Source organism: Methylobacterium sp. C33D (assembly GCF_053345825.1).
The window spans coordinates 155,128-176,442 of the sequence record NZ_JBKFAV010000010.1 but is presented as its reverse complement, the minus strand read 5'-3'; the positions used below and the strand labels follow the sequence as shown (position 1 = coordinate 176,442).

General features: G+C 71.2%; 19 protein-coding genes, 1 tRNA gene, 1 pseudogene and 1 riboswitch. Of the genes and pseudogenes, 13 read left to right on the top strand and 8 right to left on the bottom strand.

The window, feature by feature from the left end; genetic code table 11:
- The coding region (locus ACLBXO_RS10455) for a PAS domain-containing protein (protein WP_447685338.1) at positions 1 to 502 on the bottom strand (502 nt) is incomplete at its 3' end.
- 319 nt (positions 503 to 821) lie between these two features.
- Here ACLBXO_RS10455 and ACLBXO_RS10450 point away from each other — a divergent pair.
- Positions 822 to 1,238, top strand: a complete 417-nt coding sequence (locus ACLBXO_RS10450; RefSeq protein WP_447685337.1) for an RNA polymerase subunit sigma-70 — start codon at positions 822 to 824, stop codon at positions 1,236 to 1,238.
- Between the two features lie 475 nt (positions 1,239 to 1,713).
- Positions 1,714 to 2,085: a hypothetical protein gene (locus tag ACLBXO_RS10445; RefSeq protein WP_447685336.1), complete on the top strand. Its 372-nt coding sequence runs from the start codon at positions 1,714 to 1,716 to the stop codon at positions 2,083 to 2,085.
- 78 nt (positions 2,086 to 2,163) lie between these two features.
- On the opposite strand, the gene ACLBXO_RS10440 is transcribed toward ACLBXO_RS10445, so the two are convergent.
- A complete protein-coding gene (locus ACLBXO_RS10440) occupies positions 2,164 to 3,492 on the bottom strand; it encodes an alpha-amylase family glycosyl hydrolase (protein WP_447685335.1) in 1,329 nt (442 codons plus the stop codon).
- Positions 3,493 to 3,844: 352 nt separating this feature from the next.
- Positions 3,845 to 3,920: transfer RNA gene (locus ACLBXO_RS10435), tRNA-Ala, on the bottom strand.
- Between the two features lie 123 nt (positions 3,921 to 4,043).
- Here ACLBXO_RS10435 and ACLBXO_RS10430 point away from each other — a divergent pair.
- On the top strand, positions 4,044 to 4,346 hold the full coding sequence (locus ACLBXO_RS10430; RefSeq protein WP_010684838.1) for a YggT family protein: 303 nt from the start codon (positions 4,044 to 4,046) through the stop codon (positions 4,344 to 4,346).
- Positions 4,347 to 4,358: 12 nt separating this feature from the next.
- On the top strand, positions 4,359 to 5,402 hold the full coding sequence (locus ACLBXO_RS10425; RefSeq protein WP_331316441.1) for a MaoC family dehydratase: 1,044 nt from the start codon (positions 4,359 to 4,361) through the stop codon (positions 5,400 to 5,402).
- A 58-nt stretch (positions 5,403 to 5,460) separates the two neighbouring features.
- Here ACLBXO_RS10425 and ACLBXO_RS10420 read toward each other — a convergent pair whose 3' ends face one another.
- From ACLBXO_RS10420 to ACLBXO_RS10410, 3 genes are all read right to left on the bottom strand, one after another.
- Positions 5,461 to 6,093, bottom strand: a complete 633-nt coding sequence (locus ACLBXO_RS10420; protein ID WP_447685334.1) for an outer membrane protein — start codon at positions 6,091 to 6,093, stop codon at positions 5,461 to 5,463.
- Positions 6,094 to 6,227: 134 nt separating this feature from the next.
- A complete protein-coding gene (locus ACLBXO_RS10415; RefSeq protein WP_012321386.1) occupies positions 6,228 to 6,776 on the bottom strand; it encodes a formaldehyde-activating enzyme in 549 nt (182 codons plus the stop codon).
- 147 nt (positions 6,777 to 6,923) lie between these two features.
- A complete protein-coding gene (locus ACLBXO_RS10410) occupies positions 6,924 to 7,487 on the bottom strand; it encodes a L,D-transpeptidase (protein ID WP_447685333.1) in 564 nt (187 codons plus the stop codon).
- Positions 7,488 to 7,746: 259 nt separating this feature from the next.
- Here ACLBXO_RS10410 and ACLBXO_RS10405 point away from each other — a divergent pair, with 259 nt between their 5' ends.
- The 9 genes and pseudogenes from ACLBXO_RS10405 (at position 7,747) to crcB (ending at position 19,432) form a co-directional block, all read left to right on the top strand.
- On the top strand, positions 7,747 to 8,160 hold the full coding sequence (locus ACLBXO_RS10405) for a hypothetical protein (RefSeq protein ID WP_447685332.1): 414 nt from the start codon (positions 7,747 to 7,749) through the stop codon (positions 8,158 to 8,160).
- Between the two features lie 156 nt (positions 8,161 to 8,316).
- Positions 8,317 to 9,612, top strand: a complete 1,296-nt coding sequence (locus ACLBXO_RS10400) for an efflux RND transporter periplasmic adaptor subunit (protein WP_331315587.1) — start codon at positions 8,317 to 8,319, stop codon at positions 9,610 to 9,612.
- An 18-nt stretch (positions 9,613 to 9,630) separates the two neighbouring features.
- Positions 9,631 to 12,789 carry a multidrug efflux RND transporter permease subunit gene (locus tag ACLBXO_RS10395; protein WP_447685331.1) on the top strand — a complete coding sequence of 1,053 codons (3,159 nt, stop codon included), beginning with the start codon at positions 9,631 to 9,633 and terminating at the stop codon, positions 12,787 to 12,789.
- A gap of 327 nt (positions 12,790 to 13,116) precedes the next feature.
- Positions 13,117 to 14,733, top strand: a complete 1,617-nt coding sequence (locus tag ACLBXO_RS10390) for an ABC transporter substrate-binding protein (protein WP_331315591.1) — start codon at positions 13,117 to 13,119, stop codon at positions 14,731 to 14,733.
- Between the two features lie 11 nt (positions 14,734 to 14,744).
- Complete coding sequence (locus ACLBXO_RS10385; protein ID WP_447685330.1) at positions 14,745 to 15,725, top strand: ABC transporter permease; 981 nt, start codon at positions 14,745 to 14,747, stop codon at positions 15,723 to 15,725.
- Between the two features lie 25 nt (positions 15,726 to 15,750).
- On the top strand, positions 15,751 to 16,722 hold the full coding sequence (locus ACLBXO_RS10380) for an ABC transporter permease (RefSeq protein WP_447685329.1): 972 nt from the start codon (positions 15,751 to 15,753) through the stop codon (positions 16,720 to 16,722).
- Positions 16,719 to 17,693: pseudogene (locus ACLBXO_RS10375) on the top strand (ABC transporter ATP-binding protein); the annotation flags it as partial. The gene ACLBXO_RS10380 and the pseudogene ACLBXO_RS10375, both read left to right, overlap by 4 nt.
- Positions 17,694 to 17,815: 122 nt before the next feature.
- Positions 17,816 to 18,796, top strand: a complete 981-nt coding sequence (locus tag ACLBXO_RS10370; protein WP_447685328.1) for an ABC transporter ATP-binding protein — start codon at positions 17,816 to 17,818, stop codon at positions 18,794 to 18,796.
- Between the two features lie 63 nt (positions 18,797 to 18,859).
- Positions 18,860 to 18,921, top strand: a riboswitch (Fluoride riboswitch).
- Between the two features lie 79 nt (positions 18,922 to 19,000).
- A complete protein-coding gene (gene crcB / locus ACLBXO_RS10365; RefSeq protein WP_091979684.1) occupies positions 19,001 to 19,432 on the top strand; it encodes a fluoride efflux transporter CrcB in 432 nt (143 codons plus the stop codon).
- Between the two features lie 37 nt (positions 19,433 to 19,469).
- On the opposite strand, the gene ACLBXO_RS10360 is transcribed toward crcB, so the two are convergent.
- Together ACLBXO_RS10360 and ACLBXO_RS10355 are read right to left on the bottom strand one after the other, a co-directional pair.
- Positions 19,470 to 19,913, bottom strand: a complete 444-nt coding sequence (locus tag ACLBXO_RS10360) for an MEKHLA domain-containing protein (RefSeq protein ID WP_447685327.1) — start codon at positions 19,911 to 19,913, stop codon at positions 19,470 to 19,472.
- A 6-nt stretch (positions 19,914 to 19,919) separates the two neighbouring features.
- On the bottom strand, positions 19,920 to 21,080 hold the full coding sequence (locus ACLBXO_RS10355) for an SMP-30/gluconolactonase/LRE family protein (protein ID WP_447685326.1): 1,161 nt from the start codon (positions 21,078 to 21,080) through the stop codon (positions 19,920 to 19,922).
- Between the last annotated feature and the right edge of the window lie 235 nt (positions 21,081 to 21,315).

Sequence of the window (21,315 nt, the reverse complement as noted above, 5' to 3'; positions counted from 1 at the left end):
TCTCCAGGAAGCCGTGATTGACCTTGACGTGGCGCAGGTCGGACAGGCGCGTGATCACGGCCGGCGCCGGGTTGGCGTTGAAGGTGCGCTCGAACCGCTCCTCGGCCTCGAACTGGTCGGAGACGTCTTTGAGGATCAGCGCCAGGCAGCTCGGATTGCCGTCGCGGTCCGTGGCCACGAGGCTGCGCAGCGAGTGCACGAAGTCCATGTCGGGCCTGTCGGCCCGGCGCACCTCGACCACGACGTCGTGGAAGCGCTCGCCGGCCACGACCCGCTCGATCGGGTACTGGTTCGGCGTGACGTGGTTGCGGTAGCGCAGGCGGAAGCGCTCGCGGTAGGCGTCGACGGTCGGGCCGAGCTCGTCGAGGGACCCGGCGCCGTGCATGGCGAGCGCGGCCTCGTTGGCGTACGCGATGGTCTGGTCGGGCTCGACCAGGATCACGCCCTCGCTCAACCCGGCGATGATCTGCCGGAGTTCGTGCCTGTCGACGCCCGCCGTCACGGCTTCTGCACCCCTTCGCGCGCTCGCTGCCCTGTCGGCAGCGGGGCACAAACGGGTTGCGCGCAAGCCGGTTCCCTCATCTACGTTATTTTCCTGGTATACGCGCATCATTGACGCGGGCGATTTGAGCCAGAGATTAGTGCTCACAACGCCGCGACGCCGTCTCAGCGCGATCTCGGCACCTTTTCCAGCAGACGTGGCCATGCCGAACGTGCAGGGTATCGATCGACCATTGCGGATGCCCGCGGAACACGGGACCGTGATCTCCGATCCGGGCGCGCGATCCGCGGCGGATCTGGGGGAACATTTTTCAGAAGTTGTGGAAACTGAGGAAAATTCGCGTCTAAGGCACCTGCTCGGCCGGCTGTCGGAAGCCGCGGCCGCCTCCGAGACCGCTGGTCAGGTCCCCGCCGGCTTCGGCACGGCGCTGCTCGACGCCGTGCCGGATCTGCGCCGCCGCGCGCGGACACTGGCCCGCGACGCCATCGCGGGCGACGTCCAGGGAGACGACCTCGTCCGTCTCACCCTCCTGAGGGCTTGGGAGCGGCGGGCGGAGTTCCGGCCCGGTACCGGCATGCCCGCGTGGCTCGACACGATCCTGCGCACCGCGCCCTTCAACGGCCGCGTCGCGTACCGCCTCGCCACGCCGGCTCCGGCCGACCGGTCGGCGGCGCTCCGCGCCGGGTCGACCCACGGGCGCGGCGCGGAACGGGTCCCGGACGGGCCTATCCCCTGAGGCGGCGCGCCGGGCGCGGGAGCGCCACGTCCCGGCGCGCCGTACGGCGCGTGGCGGTGCGTGAGAAACGCAGTGTACTGGTAAAAATATCTTATTTTCATGAAGGTGTTAGGCCCCATATCGCGGATGCCGGACGCACCGCGCACCTCCGGGTGCCGACGGGTTCCGGTCCCCTTTCTCGAGGTTGTGCCGGGCGGATGGCCCTCTTGTCCGGCACGGCCGCGAGGCCGGGCGCCCGCGCCGCTCCGGGCGCGCGTCCGGCCCGTTGCCCTTCCATCCCCGGCCGTGTCCCCGGCCGTGTCCCCGGCCGTGTCCCCGGCCTTGTCCCTGGGCGGATGGCCCCGGAACGGCCGGCCCCGACGCGCCGCCGGGTGACCGCGCCGGCCGACTTCGGACCCGCGCGCCCGGCCGCGCGGCGGAACCGTCCGGCGCCGACGATCCCCACCCGAGATTCGAGACCATCACAGAGGAGACGATGACCCGACTTCGCGCTGCACTGATCGCGCCCACCCTGATCCTCACCGTCTGCACCGCGACGGGAGCCTCCGCGGCCAACCGGTTCGACGGGTCCTGGTCGGTCATAGCCACCGCCGAGACCGGGAGCTGCACGGGGCCCTACAGCTATCCCATCGTCATTCGGGACGGGAACGTGGACGACGCCGGCGGCAACGGCGTCGACGCCTCCGGACGGGCCGGACCGGACGGCCGGATCATCGGCACGATCCGCAAGGGCCTCGCCAGCGTCTCGGTCTCGGGCCGCCTGCGCGGGTCCGCCGGGACCGGGCGCTGGACGCTGTCGGGGCTCGGCGCCTGCGCGGGGCGCTGGACGGCCCGCCGCACCGGCTAGGGGCGGCCGGCCCTTCCCGGCCCCTTCCCGGCCCCTTCCCGGCCCCTCGCCGGCGCCTTTTCGGCCGACGCGCGACGCTCACGCGGTCAGGACGGCCCAGCCGTGGGCCGGAAGGGTCACGCGGGCGCCGGGGCCGCCGGCCTCGGCGAGATCGCCGGTGCCGGCCTCGATCGCCCGGGCCTCCGGCACCGGCAGCGTCGCGTCCGCGTCGGCGAGGTTCAGGGCCGTCAGCACCCGCGCGCTCCCGTCGCCCAGCGCGAGCACGAGCTGCGCGTTGGCGAGGTGCAGCGTCCGCGCCCGCGCGCGGTGCAGCCCGGCCTGGCGCCGGCGGAGGGCGATCAGGTCGCGGTGCAGCCGGTAGATCGGCCAGCCATACGGGGCGAGATCCGCGGGCGTCGGCGGGAAGGCCGGCCGGATGGCGTCGTCGCCGCCGACCCGTTCCTCCTTCACGCCCCGGAACGCCTGCTCGTCGCCGGCGTAGATCGCGGGCGTCCCGCCGCAGGTCAGCAGGATCGCCAGCGCGTGCGGGAGGTGCCGCTCATCCGTGAGCCGGCTCGCGATCCGCGTCACGTCGTGGTTGCCCACGAAGGTCAGGGGCGCGAACCTGTCGAGATAGCCGTTGTGCCGGTCCAGGGCGTGGGCCAGCTCGAACAGGTTGCGATCGTTGAGGGCGCTCCAGATCGCCTTCCAGAGCTCGTACTGGGTCACCGCGTCCATGCCGGTGTCCTGCACGAGGCGGGCGTAGTCGCCGTGGATCACTTCGCCGACGATGTAGGCGTCCGCATGCGCGAGGCGGACCTGCCGCAGCACGCGCGCCCAGAAGCGCGGCGGCACCGCGTAGGCGGCGTCCAGCCGCCAGCCGTCGGCGCCCCGGGCGAGCCAGTGGCCCATGACGGCGGCGACGTGGTCGGCGACGCGCGGGTCGTCGTGGTTGAGCGCGACGAGCTGCCGGTGGCCCTCGAAGCAGGCGTAGTCCGGCTCGATGCCCGGGCCGGAGCCCCGCGGCCAGGACAGCCGGAACCAGCCGGCCTGTCCGGATTCGGGCCCGTGCCGCAGCACGTCCTGGAAGGCCGGGTGGGCCCGCCCGACATGGTTGAAGACGCCGTCGAGCAGGACGCGGAGGCCGCGGGCCCGGGCCGCCGCGACCAGCGCGTCGAAGTCGGCCTCGTCGCCCAGGCGCGGATCGATGCGGAAATGGTCGACCGTGTCGTAGCCGTGCGTGGAGGCCGCGAAGATCGGCCCCAGCGCCAGCCCGGAGGCGCCGAGCTCAACCGCGTAGTCGAGCCAGCCGTGCAGGTGGGCGAGCCGGTGCGCGACCGGCGCGGCCGGGTCGGCCTCGTCAGGGGCCCCGACGAAGCCGAGGGGGAAGACCTGCCACCAGACTGCCTGTTCGATCCAGGACGCCACCCGACCTCCGTCCGCCGCCAATCGGGACCGAACCCTGTCGCGCCGCGATGGTTGCAGGACCGGCGGCAGGTACAGTCGCAGAATCGCGGCCGATCCGGACGCGGCCTCGGCCGCCGGTTTCCGTGCCCCGACGAATCTGGGCTGTCGCGGCTTCGAACGCGGTGCGACGGTCCCCCTGCAGCCCGGATCGGGACGTGGGGGCGAGCGCGGTCGCGGGCCGCGAGCGCATCGGGATTCGAGGTTGAGCAGGTCGCGGGGGGCGGAGGAAAGTCTCCGCGGACCGCGGCTAAGTCCCGGCCGAGACGGCGTTATCGCCGCGGCGCCGGGACGCTGACGTGCCACCAGGAAAGCCTGGTGGAGCTGAGGGGATTCGAACCCCTGACCTCCGCAGTGCGATTGCGGCGCTCTCCCATCTGAGCTACAGCCCCGTCGAGGCGCCGGCCTTGTAGGCGCGGGCGGCTCGGCCTGTCAATTCCCTGTTTCAACGTCGCCCGCCGCGCGCCGCTCCGGCGCTCGGGTGCGGGCGCCCCGAAGGATACGCGCGGACCCGCATGAACGCCCTGATCTGGCTCTTCGACACGGTCGTCCAGCTTTTCATCTACGTCCTCATCGCGAGCGCGGTGCTCAGCTGGCTGGTGGCGTTCAACGTGGTGAACGTGCGCAACCCGATCGTCGCGCAGATCGGCGAGGTGCTCTACCGGCTGACCGAGCCGGTGCTGCGGCCGATCCGCAACCTGCTGCCCAACCTGGGCGGCGTCGACATCTCGCCGATCATCCTGATCCTGCTGCTGCTGTTCATCAGCCGCCTGCTGCACGAGTACGCCGTGCCCGCCACCTACGTTTACGCGCAGTAGGACCGCCCGCCCGTGAAGACGAATCCCGGCCGCTTCTTCGAGGATTTCCGCCTCGGCGAGACCATCCGCCACGCCACCCCGCGGACCGTGACGGTGGGCGACGTAGCGCTGTACACCGGCCTCTACGGGCCGCGCTTCGCCGTGCAGTCGTCGGACGCCTTCGCCCGGGCCATCGGCTACCCGAAGAGCCCGCTCGACGACCTGCTGACCTTCCACATGGTGTTCGGCAAGACCGTCCCGGACGTCTCCCTCAACGCGCTGGCCAATCTCGGCTACGCCGAGGGCGGGTTCCGGCGGCCGGTCTACCCGGGCGAGACGGTTTCCACCGTGTCGGAGGTGATCGGCCTCAAGGAGAGCTCGAACCGGCAGACCGGCGTGGTCTACGTCCGCTCGGTGGGCTCCGACGAGCGCGGCGAGACCGTGCTGAGCTATTGCCGCTGGGTGCTCGTGCGCAAGCGCGACCCCGAGGCGGCGATCGCCGAGGAGCACGTGCCGAGCCTCGCCAAGGTGGTCGACCCGCAGGACCTCGCGGGGGCGCTGCCGAAGCTGTCGGCCGCCGCCTACGACACCGACCTCGCCGGCAGCCCGCACCGCTTCGCGGACTACGCGGTGGGTGAGAAGATCGACCACGTCGACGGCATGACCGTCGAGGAGGCCGAGCACCAGATCGCCACGCGCCTGTTCCAGAACACCGCCAAGGTGCATTTCGACGGGCTCGCCGCCAAGGACACCCGCTTCGGCCGGCGCCTGATCTACGGCGGCCACGTGATCTCGCTGGCGCGGGCGCTGAGCTTCAACGGGCTCGGCAACGCCTTCGCCCTCGCGGGCATCAACGCCGGCCGCCACGTGGCGCCGCTGTTTTCGGGCGACACGGTCTATGCCTGGAGCGAGGTGCTGGCGACCGCCGATGTCGGCCGCGACGATGTCGGGCTCCTACGCCTGCGCACGGTCGCCACCAAGAACCAGCCCTGCGGCGCCTTCCCGGACCGCGCCGGCGACGGCTACGACCCGGCGGTGATCCTCGACCTCGACTACTGGGCGTTCGTGCCGAAATAGGCGGCCGCGCTCCGGCACCCCGGCCGGCGCCGCCGCGCGGCGGTTCCGGCGGGGCGCCTCAGCGGATCCCGCCGCCGACCACGCCCGCCTCGACGGCGAGCGACAGGCGGTCCGTGACCGCCCACTCGACGCCTACGCCGGCGACCGGCCGGACCGCGATGTCCTGGCGCGTGAACGGCAGCGATCCCGGGGTCGGCCCGACGCGCAGCGCCTGGTGCAGGGCCAGGGCGCCGGTCTTGGCGTAGACCAGCACGTCCGGCGCGACGAGGGTGCCGACCTTCACCTCCAGGGATCCGGCGAAGTCGTTGGAATAGGCGAGGCGCCCGTAGCCCGGCGTGAGGTTGCCGCCGAGGCCGGCCAGGTAATCGAACCCGCCGCTGATACCGTAGAGGATCGGGCCTTCCTGCCACATCCGGCCGCCCTCGAACCCGATGGTCGGTCCCGAATAGCTGCCGAAATGCCGGGACGTGCTGACCGCGTAGCCGGTCGACAGGCGGGCGTAGGAGCCGGTCCAGCGGCCGTACGCGTCCTCGGGCATCTGCGGCCACGCGAAGGAGGGCAGCGGCGCGAAGCCGATGGACGGCCAGAACAGCGCCTGGGCGGCGGCGGGGTCGGCCGGGAGCCAGCAGGCCCCGAGCGCGAGGCCGGCCGCGAGGCGGCGGAACGGACGGGAATCGGCGCGTCTGCTCATGCGGCCATCCTACCCGAAGACACCGGCCCGCGACAGGCTTGGCCGTGGCCGCCCGCGGGATCGTGCGCGCGCCGCCCGGCCGTCGCCGGCCGGGCCCGCGGCAACGGGCGGTCGACCGCCGCGGCGCCGGGCGCTCAGATTTTGCCGTCGAGGCCCATCTGGTAGTACTTGTGGGTGATCTTGTCCTGGTTCTCGAGGAGCCAGTCGATCGAGGGCTCGTTGGTCATGGCCTTGCGGATGGCTTCGGTCATGCCCCTGCGCTGGATGTCGAACAGGGCCTTGTGGTCGACGTGCTGGGCCTCGATGACGCCGGGGCTGAGCCAGACCGAGCAGATGATGCCGAGGTCGTTGGCCTTGTGCTTGGGGATGTAGCCGGCGCGCACGGCGTCCAGCACGCCGTTGGCGATGGCGAACTGGACGGTGCCCATCAGGATCGAGGTGTACTTGCTCTCGGTGACGCTGACCTTGGACACGCACAGGGTGACCGGGCGGACCATGATGTCGGTGTTGAGCAGGGCGAAGACGCGGCTGTGGCCGACGACCTGATCGCCGGTGAGCGTGGCCAGGGCGGTGCCGACCGGCCCGTCGAGCTCGCCGATGATGACCTCGGGCTCGGAGGCGGTGTTGGGCGGCCCGCCCGCGACCAGGGCCTCACCGGCCCGCAGGATGATGCGCTCGTTCATGCTGTCCCTCGTCAAGGTCGGGCGATCCGGCACTGCCCGACGGCGCGGCTCCTATCACCGGCCCGCCGGGCCTGTCGACGCGGGCGCGGCGCGGCTGCCCCGAGACGCAGGGGGGGAGGGCGGCGGTCGACGGCGCCGCCCGCCCGGTCAGTCGCGCACGACGACCTTGGTGCCGACGCGGACCCGGTCGTAGAGGTCGACCACGTCCTTGTTGGTCATGCGGATGCAGCCGGACGAGACCGCCGCGCCCATCGTCTCGGGCTCGTTCGAGCCGTGGATGCGGTAGAGCGACGAGCCGAGATAGAGGGCGCGGGCGCCCAGCGGGTTGTCCTGGCCGCCGGCCATGTAGCGCGGCAGGTCGGGGCGGCGGGCCAGCATCTGCTGCGGCGGGCGCCAGTCCGGCCACTCCTTCTTCATGGTGACGGTCTTGGTGCCGGACCACGAGAAGCCCTGCCGCCCGACGCCCACGCCGTAGCGGACCGCCGCGCCGCCGCCGAGCACGTAGTAGAGCCGGCGCTGGCGGGTCGAGACCACGATGGTGCCGGGCTTCTCCTTGCCGGTCCACGCCACCGTCTCGCGCGGGATCGCCTGGCTGCGGAAGATGTTGAGGAAGTCCGCGATCGGACCCCTGTCCAGCGGGTTGGCGGCCGCCGCCGGGGCGCTCCCGAGCAGCAGGCCCGCGAGCCCGAGTAGCGCGATCCGTCTCGCCATAGTCGTCCGTCCTCCGTTCGTCGCGGCGCTGGTACTCGCGGACCGTCGTGGACCTGTTCAGCTCTCGGCAGACCTGGGTCGGGCCCGCGCGAGGACCCCCGCGCATCCGGCGAGCCGGCCCGGACTTCACGGCAAGGTTGAGGCCGGGCCGCCGGTACGGACACTTCCGGACGCAGCTGTGTGCCGCGCGCAACACTGGGCGGGTGGCGCGACGCCGTGGGTGATTGCGCGCGGCGACAGCCATGCTTATCTCGGGTCCGTGATCCGATCCGCCGCCTTTCCGGCCCGCCGTGTCGCGGGCCTGCCGGACCGCCTCGCCCGGGGCCTCGTCGCGCTGGCGCTGCTCGTCCTCGCGGCGGCCGCGCTGGTGGCCGCGCCCGCGCAGGCCGAGACCGCGCGGGCGGCGGGCCCGGCCTGCGCCGTCGCGAGCCCGCGCCTGACCATCCTGTCGGGCACACCGGACGCGCAGCCCGAGGCCCAGCGGTCGGTCTTCGGCCGCACCGATCTCTGCGCCGCCGACAGCGAGATCCTCACCGAACTGGGGCTGCCGCGCCCGCCGGTCGACGCGCCGCGCCCCCGTCACACTGTCTCCGCATCGTTCGATTACAGGTCCGACAGCGTGCCGGCCCCGGCGCCGGACGGTTCGCCGCACCGGCCTCCACGCCGGGCCTGACGCGCGCGCCGGCCACGCGGCCGGCAGGAAGGCGCGCCTGTTCTGATCCTCGTCCGACCGGCCTCGTGACCGGTCCCGGGATCCGACTCGACGATGCGCGGGCCCACGCTCCGCGCCAGCCTCAGCAGACGCATGCTTTCAGGAGCGTCGGTAATCGTGACTCGCACTCTGTCCGCCAGAATCCCCTCGTCGTTCCGCGCCTCGGCCCGCGCGACCGTCCTCCTGCCCGCGACCCTGCTCCTGCTGGGCGTCGCCGCCTGCAATCCGAAGCAGGTCGCCGCGCCGGCCCCGCCGGTGCCGGAAGTCGGGTTCGTCAAGGTCGAGCCCCAGGCGATCCCCTACCTGCGCGATCTGCCGGGCCGCGTCGCCCCGATGCGGATCGCCGAGGTCCGGTCCCGGGTCTCCGGGCTCGTGGTCAAGCGGCTCTTCGAGCAGGGCAGCCAGGTCAAGGAGGGCGACATCCTCTACAAGATCGACCCGGCCCCCTACGAGGTCGAGCTCGCCAGCGCCGAGGCGGCCCTCGCCCGCCAGGAGGCCGCCCAGGTGCTCGCCCGCCAGCAGGCCGACCGGCTCGAGCAGCTGCTGTCCCGCGCCACCGCCAGCCAGGCCCAGTACGACGCCGCCTTCGCGGCCAAGAAGCAGGCGGAGGCCGAGGTGGCCGGCGCCAAGGCGACCCGCGACCGCGCGCAGCTCAACCTCGGCTGGACCGACGTGCGCGCGCCGATCACCGGCCGCATCGGCCGGGCGCTGCTCACCGAGGGCACGCTGATCGAGCCGGGCTCCACGGGGGCGCTCGCCACGATCCAGCAGCTCGACCCGATCTACGTCGACATCACCCAGTCGGTCGGCGAGCTGAACCGCCTGCGCCGCGACCTCGCCAGCGGCGAGCTGGCGCGGCTCGAAGACAACACCGCCAACGTCCACCTGATCATGGATGACGGGTCCCTCTACCCGCTGGCGGGCCGGCTGCTGTTCTCGGACGTCACCGCCGACCCGAGCACCGGCCAGGTGACGCTGCGGGTGCAGTTCCCGAACCCGCACGACGAGCTGTTCCCCGGCATGTACGTGCGGGCGCGGATCAAGCAGGGCATCGATTCCGACGCGATCGCGGTGCCGCAGCAGGCGATCCAGCGCACCGACGACGGCCGCGCCGAGGTCTGGATCGTGCGCGCCGACGAGACCGTGATGCGCCAGCCCGTCGAGGTCGGGCCGGTGGTCGGGCAGAACTGGCTGATCCGCTCGGGCCTCAAGGCCGGCGAGCGCGTCATCGTCGACGGCTTCCAGAAGATCACCGTCGGCGCCAAGGTGAAGCCCATCGACCAGACCCCGGTCCACGGCGAGACCGGACCGAAGCACGATGCCGACGAGGCGCCCGACGCTGCGGGCGAGCAGAATCCCGGCGACAAGGCGGAGGTCGCCCCGCGGGCCGCCGCCGTCCAGCAGCGCCACTGAGCCCGGGAGAGCCCGATCATGGCACGCTTCTTCATCGACCGCCCGGTCTTCGCCTGGGTGGTGGCCCTGTTCATCTGCCTCGGCGGCGCGCTGGCCATCCCGAACCTCCCGGTGGCGCAGTATCCGGTGATCGCCCCGCCGCAGATCGCCCTGTCCACGGCCTTTCCCGGCGCCTCCGTGGAGAGCCTCTACGTCGGCACCACCCGGCTCATCGAGGACGAGCTGAACGGGGCCGCCAACATCATGAACTTCGAGTCGACCACCGACTCGTTCGGCTCGGTCAACATCACCGCCACCTTCGAGCCCGGCACCGCCTCGTCGCTCGCCTCCGTGGAGGTGCAGAACCGCCTGAAGCGCGTCGAGGCGCGCCTACCCGCGGAGGTGCGCCAGCAGGGCATCTTGGTCGAGGAGGCCTCGGCCGCGACCCTCAACATCATCACCCTCGTCTCCAAGGACGGGTCGATGGACGAGGTGGGCCTCGGCGACTTCCTCATCCGCAACGTCATCAACGAGATCCGCCGCATCCCGGGCGTCGGGCGCGCGACGCTCTACTCCACCGAGCGGTCGCTCCGGGTCTGGGTCGATCCCGACAAGCTGCGCGGGCTCTCGCTCAACGCCTCGGAGGTCGCGGAGGCGATCCGCAACCAGAATGTCCAGATCGCCTCGGGGGCGGTCGGCGCGCAGCCGAGCCCGATCCGGACGGCGCTGACCATGCCGATCATCGTGAAGGGCCAGCTCGGCACGATCGAGGAGTTCGGCGCCATCGTGCTGCGGGCCAATCCCGACGGCTCGAACGTGCGCCTGCGCGACGTCGCCCGGATCGAGCTCGGCGGCGACGCGTACCAGTTCTCCACGCGCCTGAACGGCGGCCCGGCCGCCGGCATCTCGGTGACCCTCGCCCCCGACGGCAACGCGCTGGAGACCGCGAAGGCGATCCGCGCCAAGATGGTGGAGCTGTCCCAGTTCTTCCCGCCGGACCTGCAGTGGGCCATCCCCTACGACATCACCCCGGCGGTCGAGGCCTCGATCGAGAAGGTGCTGCACACGCTGGTCGAGGCGGTGGTGCTGGTCTTCCTCGTGATGTTCCTGTTCCTGCAGAACATCCGCTACACCCTGATCCCCACCATCGTGGTGCCGATCGCCCTCATGGGCACCGTCACGGTGATGTGGCTCGCGGGCTTCTCGGTGAACGTGCTCACCATGTTCGGCATGGTGCTGGCCATCGGCATCCTGGTCGACGACGCCATCGTGGTGGTGGAGAACGTCGAGCGGATCATGAACGAGGAGGGGCTGCCCCCCAAGGAGGCCACCAAGAAGGCCATGGGGCAGATCACCGGGGCGATCATCGGCATCACCCTGGTGCTGATGGCGGTGTTCGTGCCGATGGCGTTCTTCCCCGGCTCGGTGGGCATCATCTACCGGCAGTTCTCGATCGCCATGGTGACCTCCATCGCGTTCTCGGCGCTGCTCGCCCTGTCGCTGACGCCCGCCCTCTGCGCGACCTTCCTGAAGCCGGTCGCCAAGGGCCACGGCCACGCCAAGGGCGGCGTGTTCGGGATGTTCAACCGGTTCGTCGACCGGGAGACCGCCCGCTACGGCCGCGGCACCGCGGCCTTCATCCGTAAGTCCGGCCGGGTGATGCTGGTCTACCTCGCGCTGGTGGCGGGGACCGCTTACGCCTTCGTCAACCTGCCGGAGGGCTTCCTGCCGGTGGAGGACCAGGGCTTCTTCACGGTCGACATCCAGACGCCGCCCGGCGCCTCCTACAACCGCACCCTGGAGGCGGTCCGCAAGGTCGAGGAGCACCTGCTGGCGCAACCGGGCGTCGCCACCGTGACGATGCTGAACGGCTACTCGTTCTCGGGACAGTCCCCGAGCACCAGCCAGGCCTTCGTCACCCTCAAGCCCTGGTCGCAGCGCGACGCCAAGAACTCGGCCGCCGCCCTCGTCGCCGGGACCAACGCGGCGCTCGCGAGCTACCGCGACGCCACCGTGGATGCCCAGGAACCGCCGCCGGTCGACAACCTCGGCAACGCGGCGGGCTTCTCGTTCCGCCTGCAGGACCGGGCGAACCGCGGCTACGCGGCACTCCTGGGCGCCCAGGAGCAGCTCCTGAAGCTCGCGCAGCAGAGCCCGATCCTCCAGAAGGTCAAGATCGAGGGCCTGCCGCCGACCCCGCAGGCGGAGCTGATCATCGACCGCGAGAAGGCGGCGGCGCTCGGCGTGAAGTTCGAGGACATCAACGCCACGATCCAGCTCAACCTCGGCTCGGTCTACCCGAACGACTTCCCCAACCGGGGCAAGATGCAGCGGGTCTACGTGCAGGCCGAGCAGCTCCAGCGCATGAACGCGTCGGACATCCTCAACTACGCGGTGAAGAACGCCACGGGCACGATGGTGCCGATGTCATCCTTCGCGGAGCTGAAATGGGGCATGGGGCCGAGCCAGATCGTCGGCTACAACGGCTACCAGTCGGTCCGCTTCACCGGCGAGCCGAACCCCGGCTACACGTCGGGCGACGCCATCGCCGAGATGGAGCGGCTGATGCTCCAGCTGCCCAAGGGGTTCGGCTATGCCTGGACCGGACAGTCCTTCCAGGAAAAGCAGGCGGGGAGCCAGGCGAGCCTGCTGCTGGCGCTCTCGGTGCTGATCGTGTTCCTGTGCCTCGCCGCGCTCTACGAGAGCTGGGCGATTCCCGTCTCGGTGATGCTGGTGATCCCGCTCGGCGTGATCGGCGCGTTGGCAGCCGTGTACCTGCGCGGCATGCCCAACGACGTGTACTTCAAGATCGGGCTCATCACGATCATCGGCCTCTCGGCCAAGAACGCGATCCTGATCGTGGAGTTCGCCAAGGACCTCTGGAAGCCCGGGACCTCGGTGGTGCGGGCCGCGGTCGAGGCGTCCACCCTCCGGTTCCGGCCGATCGTGATGACCTCGCTCGCCTTCATCTTCGGCGTGGTGCCGCTCGCCATCGCCACCGGCGCCGCCTCGAAGAGCCAGCAGGCGATCGGCACCGGCGTGATGGGCGGCATGATCACCGCGACCGTGCTGGCGGTGTTCTTCGTGCCGGTCTTCTTCGTCGTCGTCATGCGCCTGTTCCGGCGCAGGGCGGTGGCGGAGGGCGAGGCGGCGGAGGCCGAGACGCGGCACGAGCCGGCGCGGGTGGCGGCGGAGTGAGGGGACCGACGCCGCTACGCAGTGTGCCGATACCAAACCCTTAAAAAAGCAAAGCACGTTCCCTCCCCCTTGTGGGGAGGGGCCAGGGGTGGGGGTGGTTCAGGATCGAGTGTCCCGGTGCCTTCTGCACCACCCCCACCTCCAACTCCTCCCCACAAGGGGGAGGAGAGCACGTGTCGGCCAGCCAAAGGCCGTACCCCCCTGGTCCGAACCTTGCTGTGGGCGCTGCGGTCGCGCCGTTTGCCGACGCGCGGTGGCCGGTCTAATCCTCAACCACCGCTTCCGCGGGACGGCCTGCGCTCAACTTTCACGGTCTCGGAGATCCGCTTGTCCCGTTCAGCCCTGAAGACCCTCGCCCGCGGCGTGTCCGCGGTCGCGGTCGCGACGTTCGCGTTCGCCGCGCTGCCCGCGCAGGCCGCCAACGTCTTCCGCTTCGCCTTCCAGGGTGACCTGAAATCCCTCGATCCGTACTCCCTCAAGGAGAGCTTCACGGAAGGCATGCAGGAAGCGGCCTACGAGCCCCTCGTCACCCTCGACAAGAACCTGAAATTCGCCCCCGCCCTCGCGGAATCCTGGGAGACGCCCGAGCCGACCCGCTGGCGCTTCCACCTGCGCAAGAACGTCAAGTTCCACGACGGCTCGCCCTTCACCGCCGACGACGTGCTCTTCTCGGCCCAGCGCGTCCGCGCCCCGGGCTCGAACTTCACCACCAACGTCCCGGCCGATGCCGAGTTCGTGAAGGTCGACGACTACACGGTCGACATGAAGCTCTCGAAGCCGAACCCCATCGCCATCGCCCAGTTCCCGACCTGGGTGATCATGTCGAAGGCGTGGTCCGAGAAGAACGGCGTCGTGCAGCCGACGCCGCCCAGCGCCACCAGCCCGAGCTACGCCACGCTGCACGAGAACGGCACCGGCCCGTTCGTGATCGCCGAGCACCAGCCCGGCGTGAAGACCGTCTTCAAGAAGTTCGACGGCTACTGGGGCAAGGTCGAATCGAACCTCGACGAGGCGATCCTCACCACCATCGCCAACCCGGCGACCCGCGTCGCGGCGCTCCTCTCCGGCGAGGTCGACTGGATCGACCCCGTGCCGCTCCAGGACCAGCAGCGGGTCAATGCCAGCGGCACCGCCACCGTGATGGCCGGCCCCGAGCTGCGCACGATCTTCCTCGGCATGGACCAGGACCGGGACGAGCTGAAGGATTCGAGCGTCAAGGGCAAGAACCCGTTCAAGGACATCAAGGTGCGCGAGGCCTTCTACCTCGCCATCGACGAGGACACGATCGCCAAGCGCGTGATGCGCGGGCAGGCGGTGCCCTCCGCGCTGATGATCGCCCCGGCCCTCTACGACCGCGCCGCCGAGTTCAAGCGCCCGGCCACCGACCTCAAGAAGGCCAAGGAGCTGATGGCCCAGGCCGGCTACCCGGACGGGTTCTCGCTCACCATGGATTGCCCGAACGACCGCTACGTCAACGACGAGGCGATCTGCCAGGCGGTGGTCTCGATGCTGGCCCGCATCAACGTCAAGGTGAACCTGAACGCCCAGCCGAAGGCCAAGTACTTCGCCAAGGTGCTGGCGCCGGCCTACGACACCTCGTTCTACCTGCTCGGCTGGACCCCGTCCTCGCTCGACAGCCACAACATCCTGTACGAGATCGTCGGCTGCCGGAAGCCCGGCGACAAGTCGGGCCGCGGCGGCTGGAACCTCGCGGGCTACTGCGACCCGAAGATCGACGCGATCGCCGACAAGGTCGAATCCGAGACCGACAAGACCAAGCGCGACGCCCTGATCAAGGACGGCTTCGACGTCCTCAACGCCGACTGGGGCTACATCCCGCTGCACCAGCAGGCGCTGGCCTGGGGCGTGTCCAAGAAGGTCCACCTGACCCAGCGCGCCGACAACCTGCTGCTGCTCTACTGGGTGTCGAAGGACCCGTCGTAGGAGCCCGAGGCGTGCTCGCCTTCCTCCTGCGCCGGGTGATCCAGGCGGCCGCGGTCCTCGCGGTCGTCGGGCTCATCGCCTTCGCGATGTTCCGGTTCGCGGGCGACCCCGTGAACCAGATCGTCGGCCCCGACACCACCGTGGCCGAGCGGGCCCAGATCCGTAAGGATCTCGGCCTCGACGATCCGGTGCTGGTCCAGTTCGCCCGCTACGCCGGCAACGTGGTGCGCGGCCGGTTCGGCATCTCGTACCAGTTCCGGCAGCCCGTCTCGCAGCTGCTCGCCGAGCGCATGCCGGCGACGCTGGAGCTCGCTTTCTGCGCCACGATCTTCGCCCTGGTGGTGGGGATCCTGATGGGGGTCTACTGCGCGCTCTTCCGCGACTCCTGGCTCGCCGGGCTGTTCCAGGCGGTCTCGCTGATCGGGATCAGCCTGCCGACCTTCTTGATCGGCATCCTGCTGATCTACCTGTTCTCGGTGACGCTCGGCTGGCTGCCCTCCTACGGGCGCGGCGACACGGTGCGGCTCGGCTGGTGGACCACCGGCTTCCTGACCGCCTCCGGGCTGAAGGCGCTGATCCTGCCCTCGGTGACGCTCGGCCTGTTCCAGATGACGCTGATCATGCGGCTGGTGCGCGCCGAGATGCTGGAGGTGCTGCGCACCGACTACATCCGCTTCGCCCGGGCGCGCGGGCTCACCACCCGGGCCGTCCACCTGCGGCACGCGCTCAAGAACACGCTGGTGCCGGTGATCACCATCGCGGGCCTCCAGCTCGGCTCGGTCATCGCCTTCTCGATCATCACCGAGACGGTGTTCCAGTGGCCCGGCATGGGCCTGCTCTTCGTCCAGGCCGTGCAGAACGTCGATATCCCGATCATGTCCGCGTACCTGCTGCTCGTCGCGCTGATCTTCGTGACCATCAATCTCGTGGTCGACATCCTCTACACGGTGGTGGACCCGCGCCTGCGGCTGCCCGCCGGGCGAACGGCGTGAGGCAAGTCCCTATGAAGATCTGCCGATGAGCGGATACGACCTCGACGCCGGCGACGCCCCGCCGGTCCCGCTGCCGGAGGCGAAGCCCTCGCGGCTCGCGCGCTGGCGCGATTCCGACCTGCTGGCGAACTTCCTGCGCTCGAAAACCGCCGTGGTGGCGCTGATCGCCACGGTGCTGATGGTCGGCCTCGCCTTCGCGTCGCCGTGGATCGCGCCGCAGAACCCCTACGACCCGGCCCAGCTCGACCTGATCAACTCCAACCTGCCGCCGATCTGGCAGGCGGACGGTCAGGCGCCCTATTATCTCGGCACCGACGACCAGGGCCGGGACGTGCTCTCGGCGGTGCTGTACGGCCTGCGCCTGTCGCTGATCGTCGGCGTGCTCGGGGTGGTGACCTCCGGGATCCTCGGTATCGCGCTGGGCCTGATCGCCGGCTACGCGGGCGGATTCCTCGACACGCTGATCATGCGGGTCGCCGACGTGCAGCTCACCTTCCCGGCGATCCTGATCGCCCTGATGGTGGACGGCGTCGCCAAGGCGAGCTTCGGCAGCGCGCTGGATGTCGGGCCGCTGATCGGGCTGATCGTGGTCTCGATCGGCCTGTCCTTCTGGGTGCAGTACGCCCGCACCGTGCGCTCCTCCGTGATGGTCGAGAAGGGCAAGGACTACGTCCAGGCGGCGCGGCTGATCGGCCTGTCGCCCCCGGTGATCATGGTCCGCCACGTCCTGCCGAACGTCACCGGCCCGGTCTTCGTGATCGCGACGATCAACCTCGCGCTCGCCATCATCACCGAGGCGACCCTGTCGTTCCTCGGCACCGGCCTGCCCGAGACCATGCCGTCGCTCGGCACCCTGATCCGCACCGGCAACCGGTTCCTGTTCTCCGGCGAGTGGTGGATCGTCGCCTTCCCGGGTCTGGCGCTCGCCGGGCTGGTCATCGCCATCAACCTCCTGGGGGATTGGCTGCGCGACGCGCTCAATCCGAAGCTGCAATGACCGAGACCATCCTCTCCGTGCGCGACCTGACGGTCGCCTTCGACACCCGGCGCGGGCCGCTCACCGCCATCGACCGGGTCTCGTTCGACATCGGCCGCGGCGAGATCCTGGGCGTCGTCGGCGAGTCCGGAGCCGGCAAGTCGGTGACCGGTTCGGCGGTGATCGGGCTGATCGACCGGCCCGGCCGGATCGCCGGCGGCGAGATCTCCTTACGCGGCGAGCGCATCGACAACCTCTCCCCGGAGGCGATGCGGCGGGTGCGCGGCCGGCGCATCGGCATGATCTTCCAGGATCCGCTGACCTCGCTGGACCCGCTGTTCCGGGTCGGCGACCAGATCGTCGAGACCCTGCGCACCCACACCGACCTGTCGGCGAAGGCCGCCCGCACCCGCGCCATCGACCTTCTGGCCGAGGTCGGCATCCCGGCGCCGGAGCGGCGGATCGACGGCTACCCGCACGAATTCTCCGGCGGCATGCGCCAGCGGGTGGTGATCGCGCTCGCGCTCGCCGCCGAGCCGGAGCTGATCATCGCCGACGAGCCGACCACGGCGCTGGACGTCTCGGTCCAGGCCCAGATCATCACGCTGCTGAAGCGCCTGTGCCGCGAGCACGGCACCGCGGTGATGCTGGTGACCCACGACATGGGCGTGATCGCCGAGGCCGCCGACCGGGTGGCGGTGATGTATGCCGGGCGCGTCGCCGAGATCGGCCCGGTCGCCTCGGTGATCGCGAAGCCCCACCACCCCTACGCGGTCGGCCTGATGGGGGCGATCCCGACCCTGTCGCAGGAGGCCGACCGGCTCAGCCAGATTCCCGGCGCGATGCCGCGGCTCACCGCCATCCCGAAGGGCTGCGCCTTCAACCCGCGCTGCCCGAAGGTTTTTTCGAGATGCCGCGTCGAGCGGCCTGAGCCGATCCCGGTCGATGCGAGTCGGGTGGCCTGTCACCTGTACGCGTCGGATGCCGCCGCTTTCCCCTCCCCCTTGCGGGGAGGGGTCAGGGGTGGGGGTGGTGCAGACGGCACCGCATCGCTCCATCCTGAACCACCCCCACCCTCGATCCCTCCCCGCAAGGGGGAGGGAAGGATCGCGCGATGACGGCCTACGTCGAAGTCACCGACCTGCGCCGCCGGTTCGACGTCTCGAAGCCCTGGCTCAACCGGGTGATCGAGCGCGAGCCGCGCAAGTTCCTCACGGCGGTCGACCGGGTCGGCTTCGCCATCGAGAAGGGCGAGACCTTCGCGATCGTCGGCGAATCCGGCTCCGGCAAGTCGACGGTGGCGCGGATGGTGGTCGGCCTGCTGCCGCCCTCCGCCGGCGAGGTGACGATCACCGGCGTCTCGATGACCGACCCGCGCCAGGCCGCCGCCCGCAGGCGCCTGCGGTCGCGCATCCAGATGATCTTCCAGGACCCCTACGCGTCCATGAACCCGCGCTGGCGGGTGGGCAAGATCATCGCCGAGCCGATCCGGGCCTTCAACCTGATCCACGGCGAGGGAGCGATCCGCGCCCGGGTCAGCGAGCTGCTCGGACTGGTCGGGCTCCACGCGGACGACGCCCGAAAATACCCGCACGAATTCTCCGGCGGCCAGCGCCAGCGCGTGGCGATCGCCCGGGCGCTCGCGAGCCAGGCCGAGTTCCTGGTGGGTGACGAGCCGACCTCGGCGCTCGACGTCTCGGTGCAGGCGCAGATCCTCAACCTGATGCGCGACCTGCAGGACCGGCTCGGGCTCACCTACCTGTTCATCTCCCACAACCTCGCCGTGGTCCGCCACATGGCGACCCGGGTGGGCGTGATGTATCTCGGCCGCCTCGTCGAGGTCGCCGCCGCCAAGGACCTGTTCGCGACGCCGCGCCATCCCTACACGCGGATGCTCCTCGACGCGGTGCCCGACCTCGCCCATGTCGGCCGCGCCCGGGTGCCGGTCTCCGGCGAGATCCCGAACCCGATCGACCCGCCGCCGGGCTGCACCTTCCACCCGCGCTGCCCGCTCGCCAACGACCGCTGCCGCACCGAGGTGCCGGCGCTCCGCGACGGCGTCGCCTGCCACGCCGTTCAGGAAGGGCGGGCCTGAGGGGCGGTCTCGAGGGGCGGGCCCGGGCGGCCGTTGCGCTCGGCCCGGGCAGGCGCTATGGCCCGTCCCGATGGGGATGGAGTTCCCCGAAACCGCCCGTCAGGGCTGATGACTCCTACCGCGAAACCGGCGGTGGGAGTGCGTCTTGCAAGCACCCGCCGCCACGGCGGGTTTCTCATGCCCGCCCGACGAACTGGAGCGCGCATGTCCTTCACCACCTGCATTCTGGTCATGATCGGCGGTGCCCTCGGCACCCTGGCCCGCTACATCGTCTCGGTGCTGGCGCTGCCCATCAGCCGAGATCTGCCCTGGGGCACGATCCTCATCAACGTGACGGGCTCGTTCATCATCGGCCTGTTCGGCACGCTGACCCTGGCGCATGGCCGCTTCCCGGTCTCCGAGAACGTCCGCCTGTTCGTGATGATCGGGCTCTGCGGCGGCTACACGACCTTCTCGTCGTTCAGCCTCCAGACCCTCGACCTCATGCGGAACGGCGCGGTGGTCCGGGCCATGGTCAACGTGTCCGCCTCGGTGGTGCTCTGCGTCCTCGCGGTCGCGCTCGGCCACGTCGTGGCGGCCCACTGGAACGGCGGCGCCGTGCAGATCGCCCAGGTGAGCATCGAGGAGGACGGCTGACCGGGCGGCGGCCGCCCGCATCGGCGGGGCCCGGCCCTCACGCGTCGCGCCACTGCGCGAAGGTCGCGGCCTGCCCCACCGTCGCGCCGTCGCGGTCGAGTTGCCAGACCACGGCCTCGTCGATCCAGAAGCGCCGGCCGTCCTTGGCGATCCGCAGGCCGCGATAGCCGCGGCTGAAGCCGTCCCGGGTGACCGCGTCGAGGAGCCGCTGCCGCTCGGCCCGCTCGGGAGCCTCGGCCGAGAGCCGCGAGGGCAGGCCGACCAGCTCGTCCCACGCGTAGCCGAAGCAGGCCTGCGCGGTCCGGTTGACGTAGACGAAGCGCGGATCCGCGCCCCCGTCATGGGCGAGCACCGCGAACGGGGCCGCGGCGTAGAGCCAGTCCGCGTCGGCCCCCGCCGGCACCAGGGATTCGCCGAGGCGCCGCGCGTAGCTGCCGGTGAGCAGTGCGAAGAAGTCCGGGTCGCGCGAGAGGTCCGTCATGATCCGCTACAGGACTGGGTCGGCGTCGATGCGCATGCGCAGGATCGCGTAGGGCGGCTGCTGCAGGTCCCGGCCGCGGTTGAATTCCGGCCGCCGGTTGACCTGGGCCGCCGAGATATAGAGCCAACGGTCCGGGGTGATCCAGAACGTGTCGGCCCAGACCAGCCGGTCGTCGGCGGCCAGCACCTCGACGGTGCCGTCCGGCAGGCGCCGGCCGACCGCGTTGTGCTCCTGCAGGCTGAGATAGATCCGGTCCCGGGAATCGGTGGTCAGTCCCCCGGTCATGCCCTTCTCGCCGAGATCCTCGACCGCGGCGGCCACGGCCGCGTCCGCCACGTCCGGGTCGCGCAGGGCCGCGGTCTCGACCGCGTAGAGCCGCCGGCTCATCAGCGGGGCGTAGTAGAGGCGGCGGCCGTCGGGGCTGAGCGCGATGCCGTTGGCGCCGCCCTTCGGGCTCTTCTCGGGCGCGTCGCCCTTCCGCTCCATCACGGGGCGGCGCTCCACGAATTTGACCAAGCCCTCCTCGGACCGCGTGCTGGCGTGGTCCGCGAGGCGCCGCACCACCCGCCCGCTGTCGAGGTCGACCGCCAGGATCGCGCCCGCGCCGGACTGACCCTGGTCGGTGACGTAGGCCAGGGCCCGCCCGTCGCGCACGTCGACCCGCAGGTCGTTCAGGGAGGAATCCGGGCCGATGCCCGCGTCGAGGGGGATCGTCCGGCGGACGCTGTTCCGGCCGATATCGATCGCCAGGATCTTCGCGCCGCCCGGCACCGGCCGGCCCTTGCCCTCGGGCAGGCCGGCATCGAGCACCCAGAGGGTGTCGTCGCGGTCGAAGACGCCGTTGGGGACGTGGAACAGCGACGCCTGCGGCGCCCCCGGATCCGGGCGGTTGGTCGCCGCGTCCGGGTAGGGCTTCACCGACCCGTCGGGCAGCACCTCGCCGAGGGTGACCGGCTCCGCGCCGGTGAAGCGCGGCATCATCACGAAGATCCGGCCGCCACGGGCGATGGCGAGCCCCGTGGGGGTCGAGGGCGCGTCCGCCGCGATCGCGAGCTCCAGCGTCCCCACGGGCCGGCTCGTCGGGGGCGACGGCGTCGCGGCGCGCGCCGCGGGGGCGGCGAGGGCCAGGAGACCGGTTCCGAGCAGGCGGCGGCGGTCGAGGCGCATGGGAATCCTGTCGCGGAGCTTGTCGGGGCGAGGGTCTTGGCGCGCCGCTCAACCTGTGGGGATGCCGGCCCAACGCGCGGGCCCGGCGCACGATCCCGCGATGCGGCCTCGCGGCGGCCTCGCGGCGGCCTCGCGACACCGGGCCCGTGCCTGCGGCGGTCTGGAGCCGCCTCCGGCCGGTCCACAGGTGCCGGGGCGCGACGCTGGCTCCGGCCCACGGCGTCACGCTAAGCAC

Bases quoted from the DNA above. Each gene is read 5' to 3' on its own strand.
- ACLBXO_RS10355 (WP_447685326.1), bottom strand. From the start codon at position 21,080: ATGCGCCTCGACCGCCGCCGCCTGCTCGGAACCGGTCTCCTGGCCCTC.
- ACLBXO_RS10380 (WP_447685329.1), top strand. From the start codon at position 15,751: ATGAGCGGATACGACCTCGACGCCGGCGACGCCCCGCCGGTCCCGCTG.
- ACLBXO_RS10415 (WP_012321386.1), bottom strand. From the start codon at position 6,776: ATGAACGAGCGCATCATCCTGCGGGCCGGTGAGGCCCTGGTCGCGGGC.
- ACLBXO_RS10370 (WP_447685328.1), top strand. From the start codon at position 17,816: ATGACGGCCTACGTCGAAGTCACCGACCTGCGCCGCCGGTTCGACGTC.
- crcB (WP_091979684.1), top strand. From the start codon at position 19,001: ATGTCCTTCACCACCTGCATTCTGGTCATGATCGGCGGTGCCCTCGGC.
- ACLBXO_RS10430 (WP_010684838.1), top strand. From the start codon at position 4,044: ATGAACGCCCTGATCTGGCTCTTCGACACGGTCGTCCAGCTTTTCATC.
- ACLBXO_RS10420 (WP_447685334.1), bottom strand. From the start codon at position 6,093: ATGAGCAGACGCGCCGATTCCCGTCCGTTCCGCCGCCTCGCGGCCGGC.
- ACLBXO_RS10360 (WP_447685327.1), bottom strand. From the start codon at position 19,913: ATGACGGACCTCTCGCGCGACCCGGACTTCTTCGCACTGCTCACCGGC.
- ACLBXO_RS10395 (WP_447685331.1), top strand. From the start codon at position 9,631: ATGGCACGCTTCTTCATCGACCGCCCGGTCTTCGCCTGGGTGGTGGCC.
- ACLBXO_RS10445 (WP_447685336.1), top strand. From the start codon at position 1,714: ATGACCCGACTTCGCGCTGCACTGATCGCGCCCACCCTGATCCTCACC.
- ACLBXO_RS10410 (WP_447685333.1), bottom strand. From the start codon at position 7,487: ATGGCGAGACGGATCGCGCTACTCGGGCTCGCGGGCCTGCTGCTCGGG.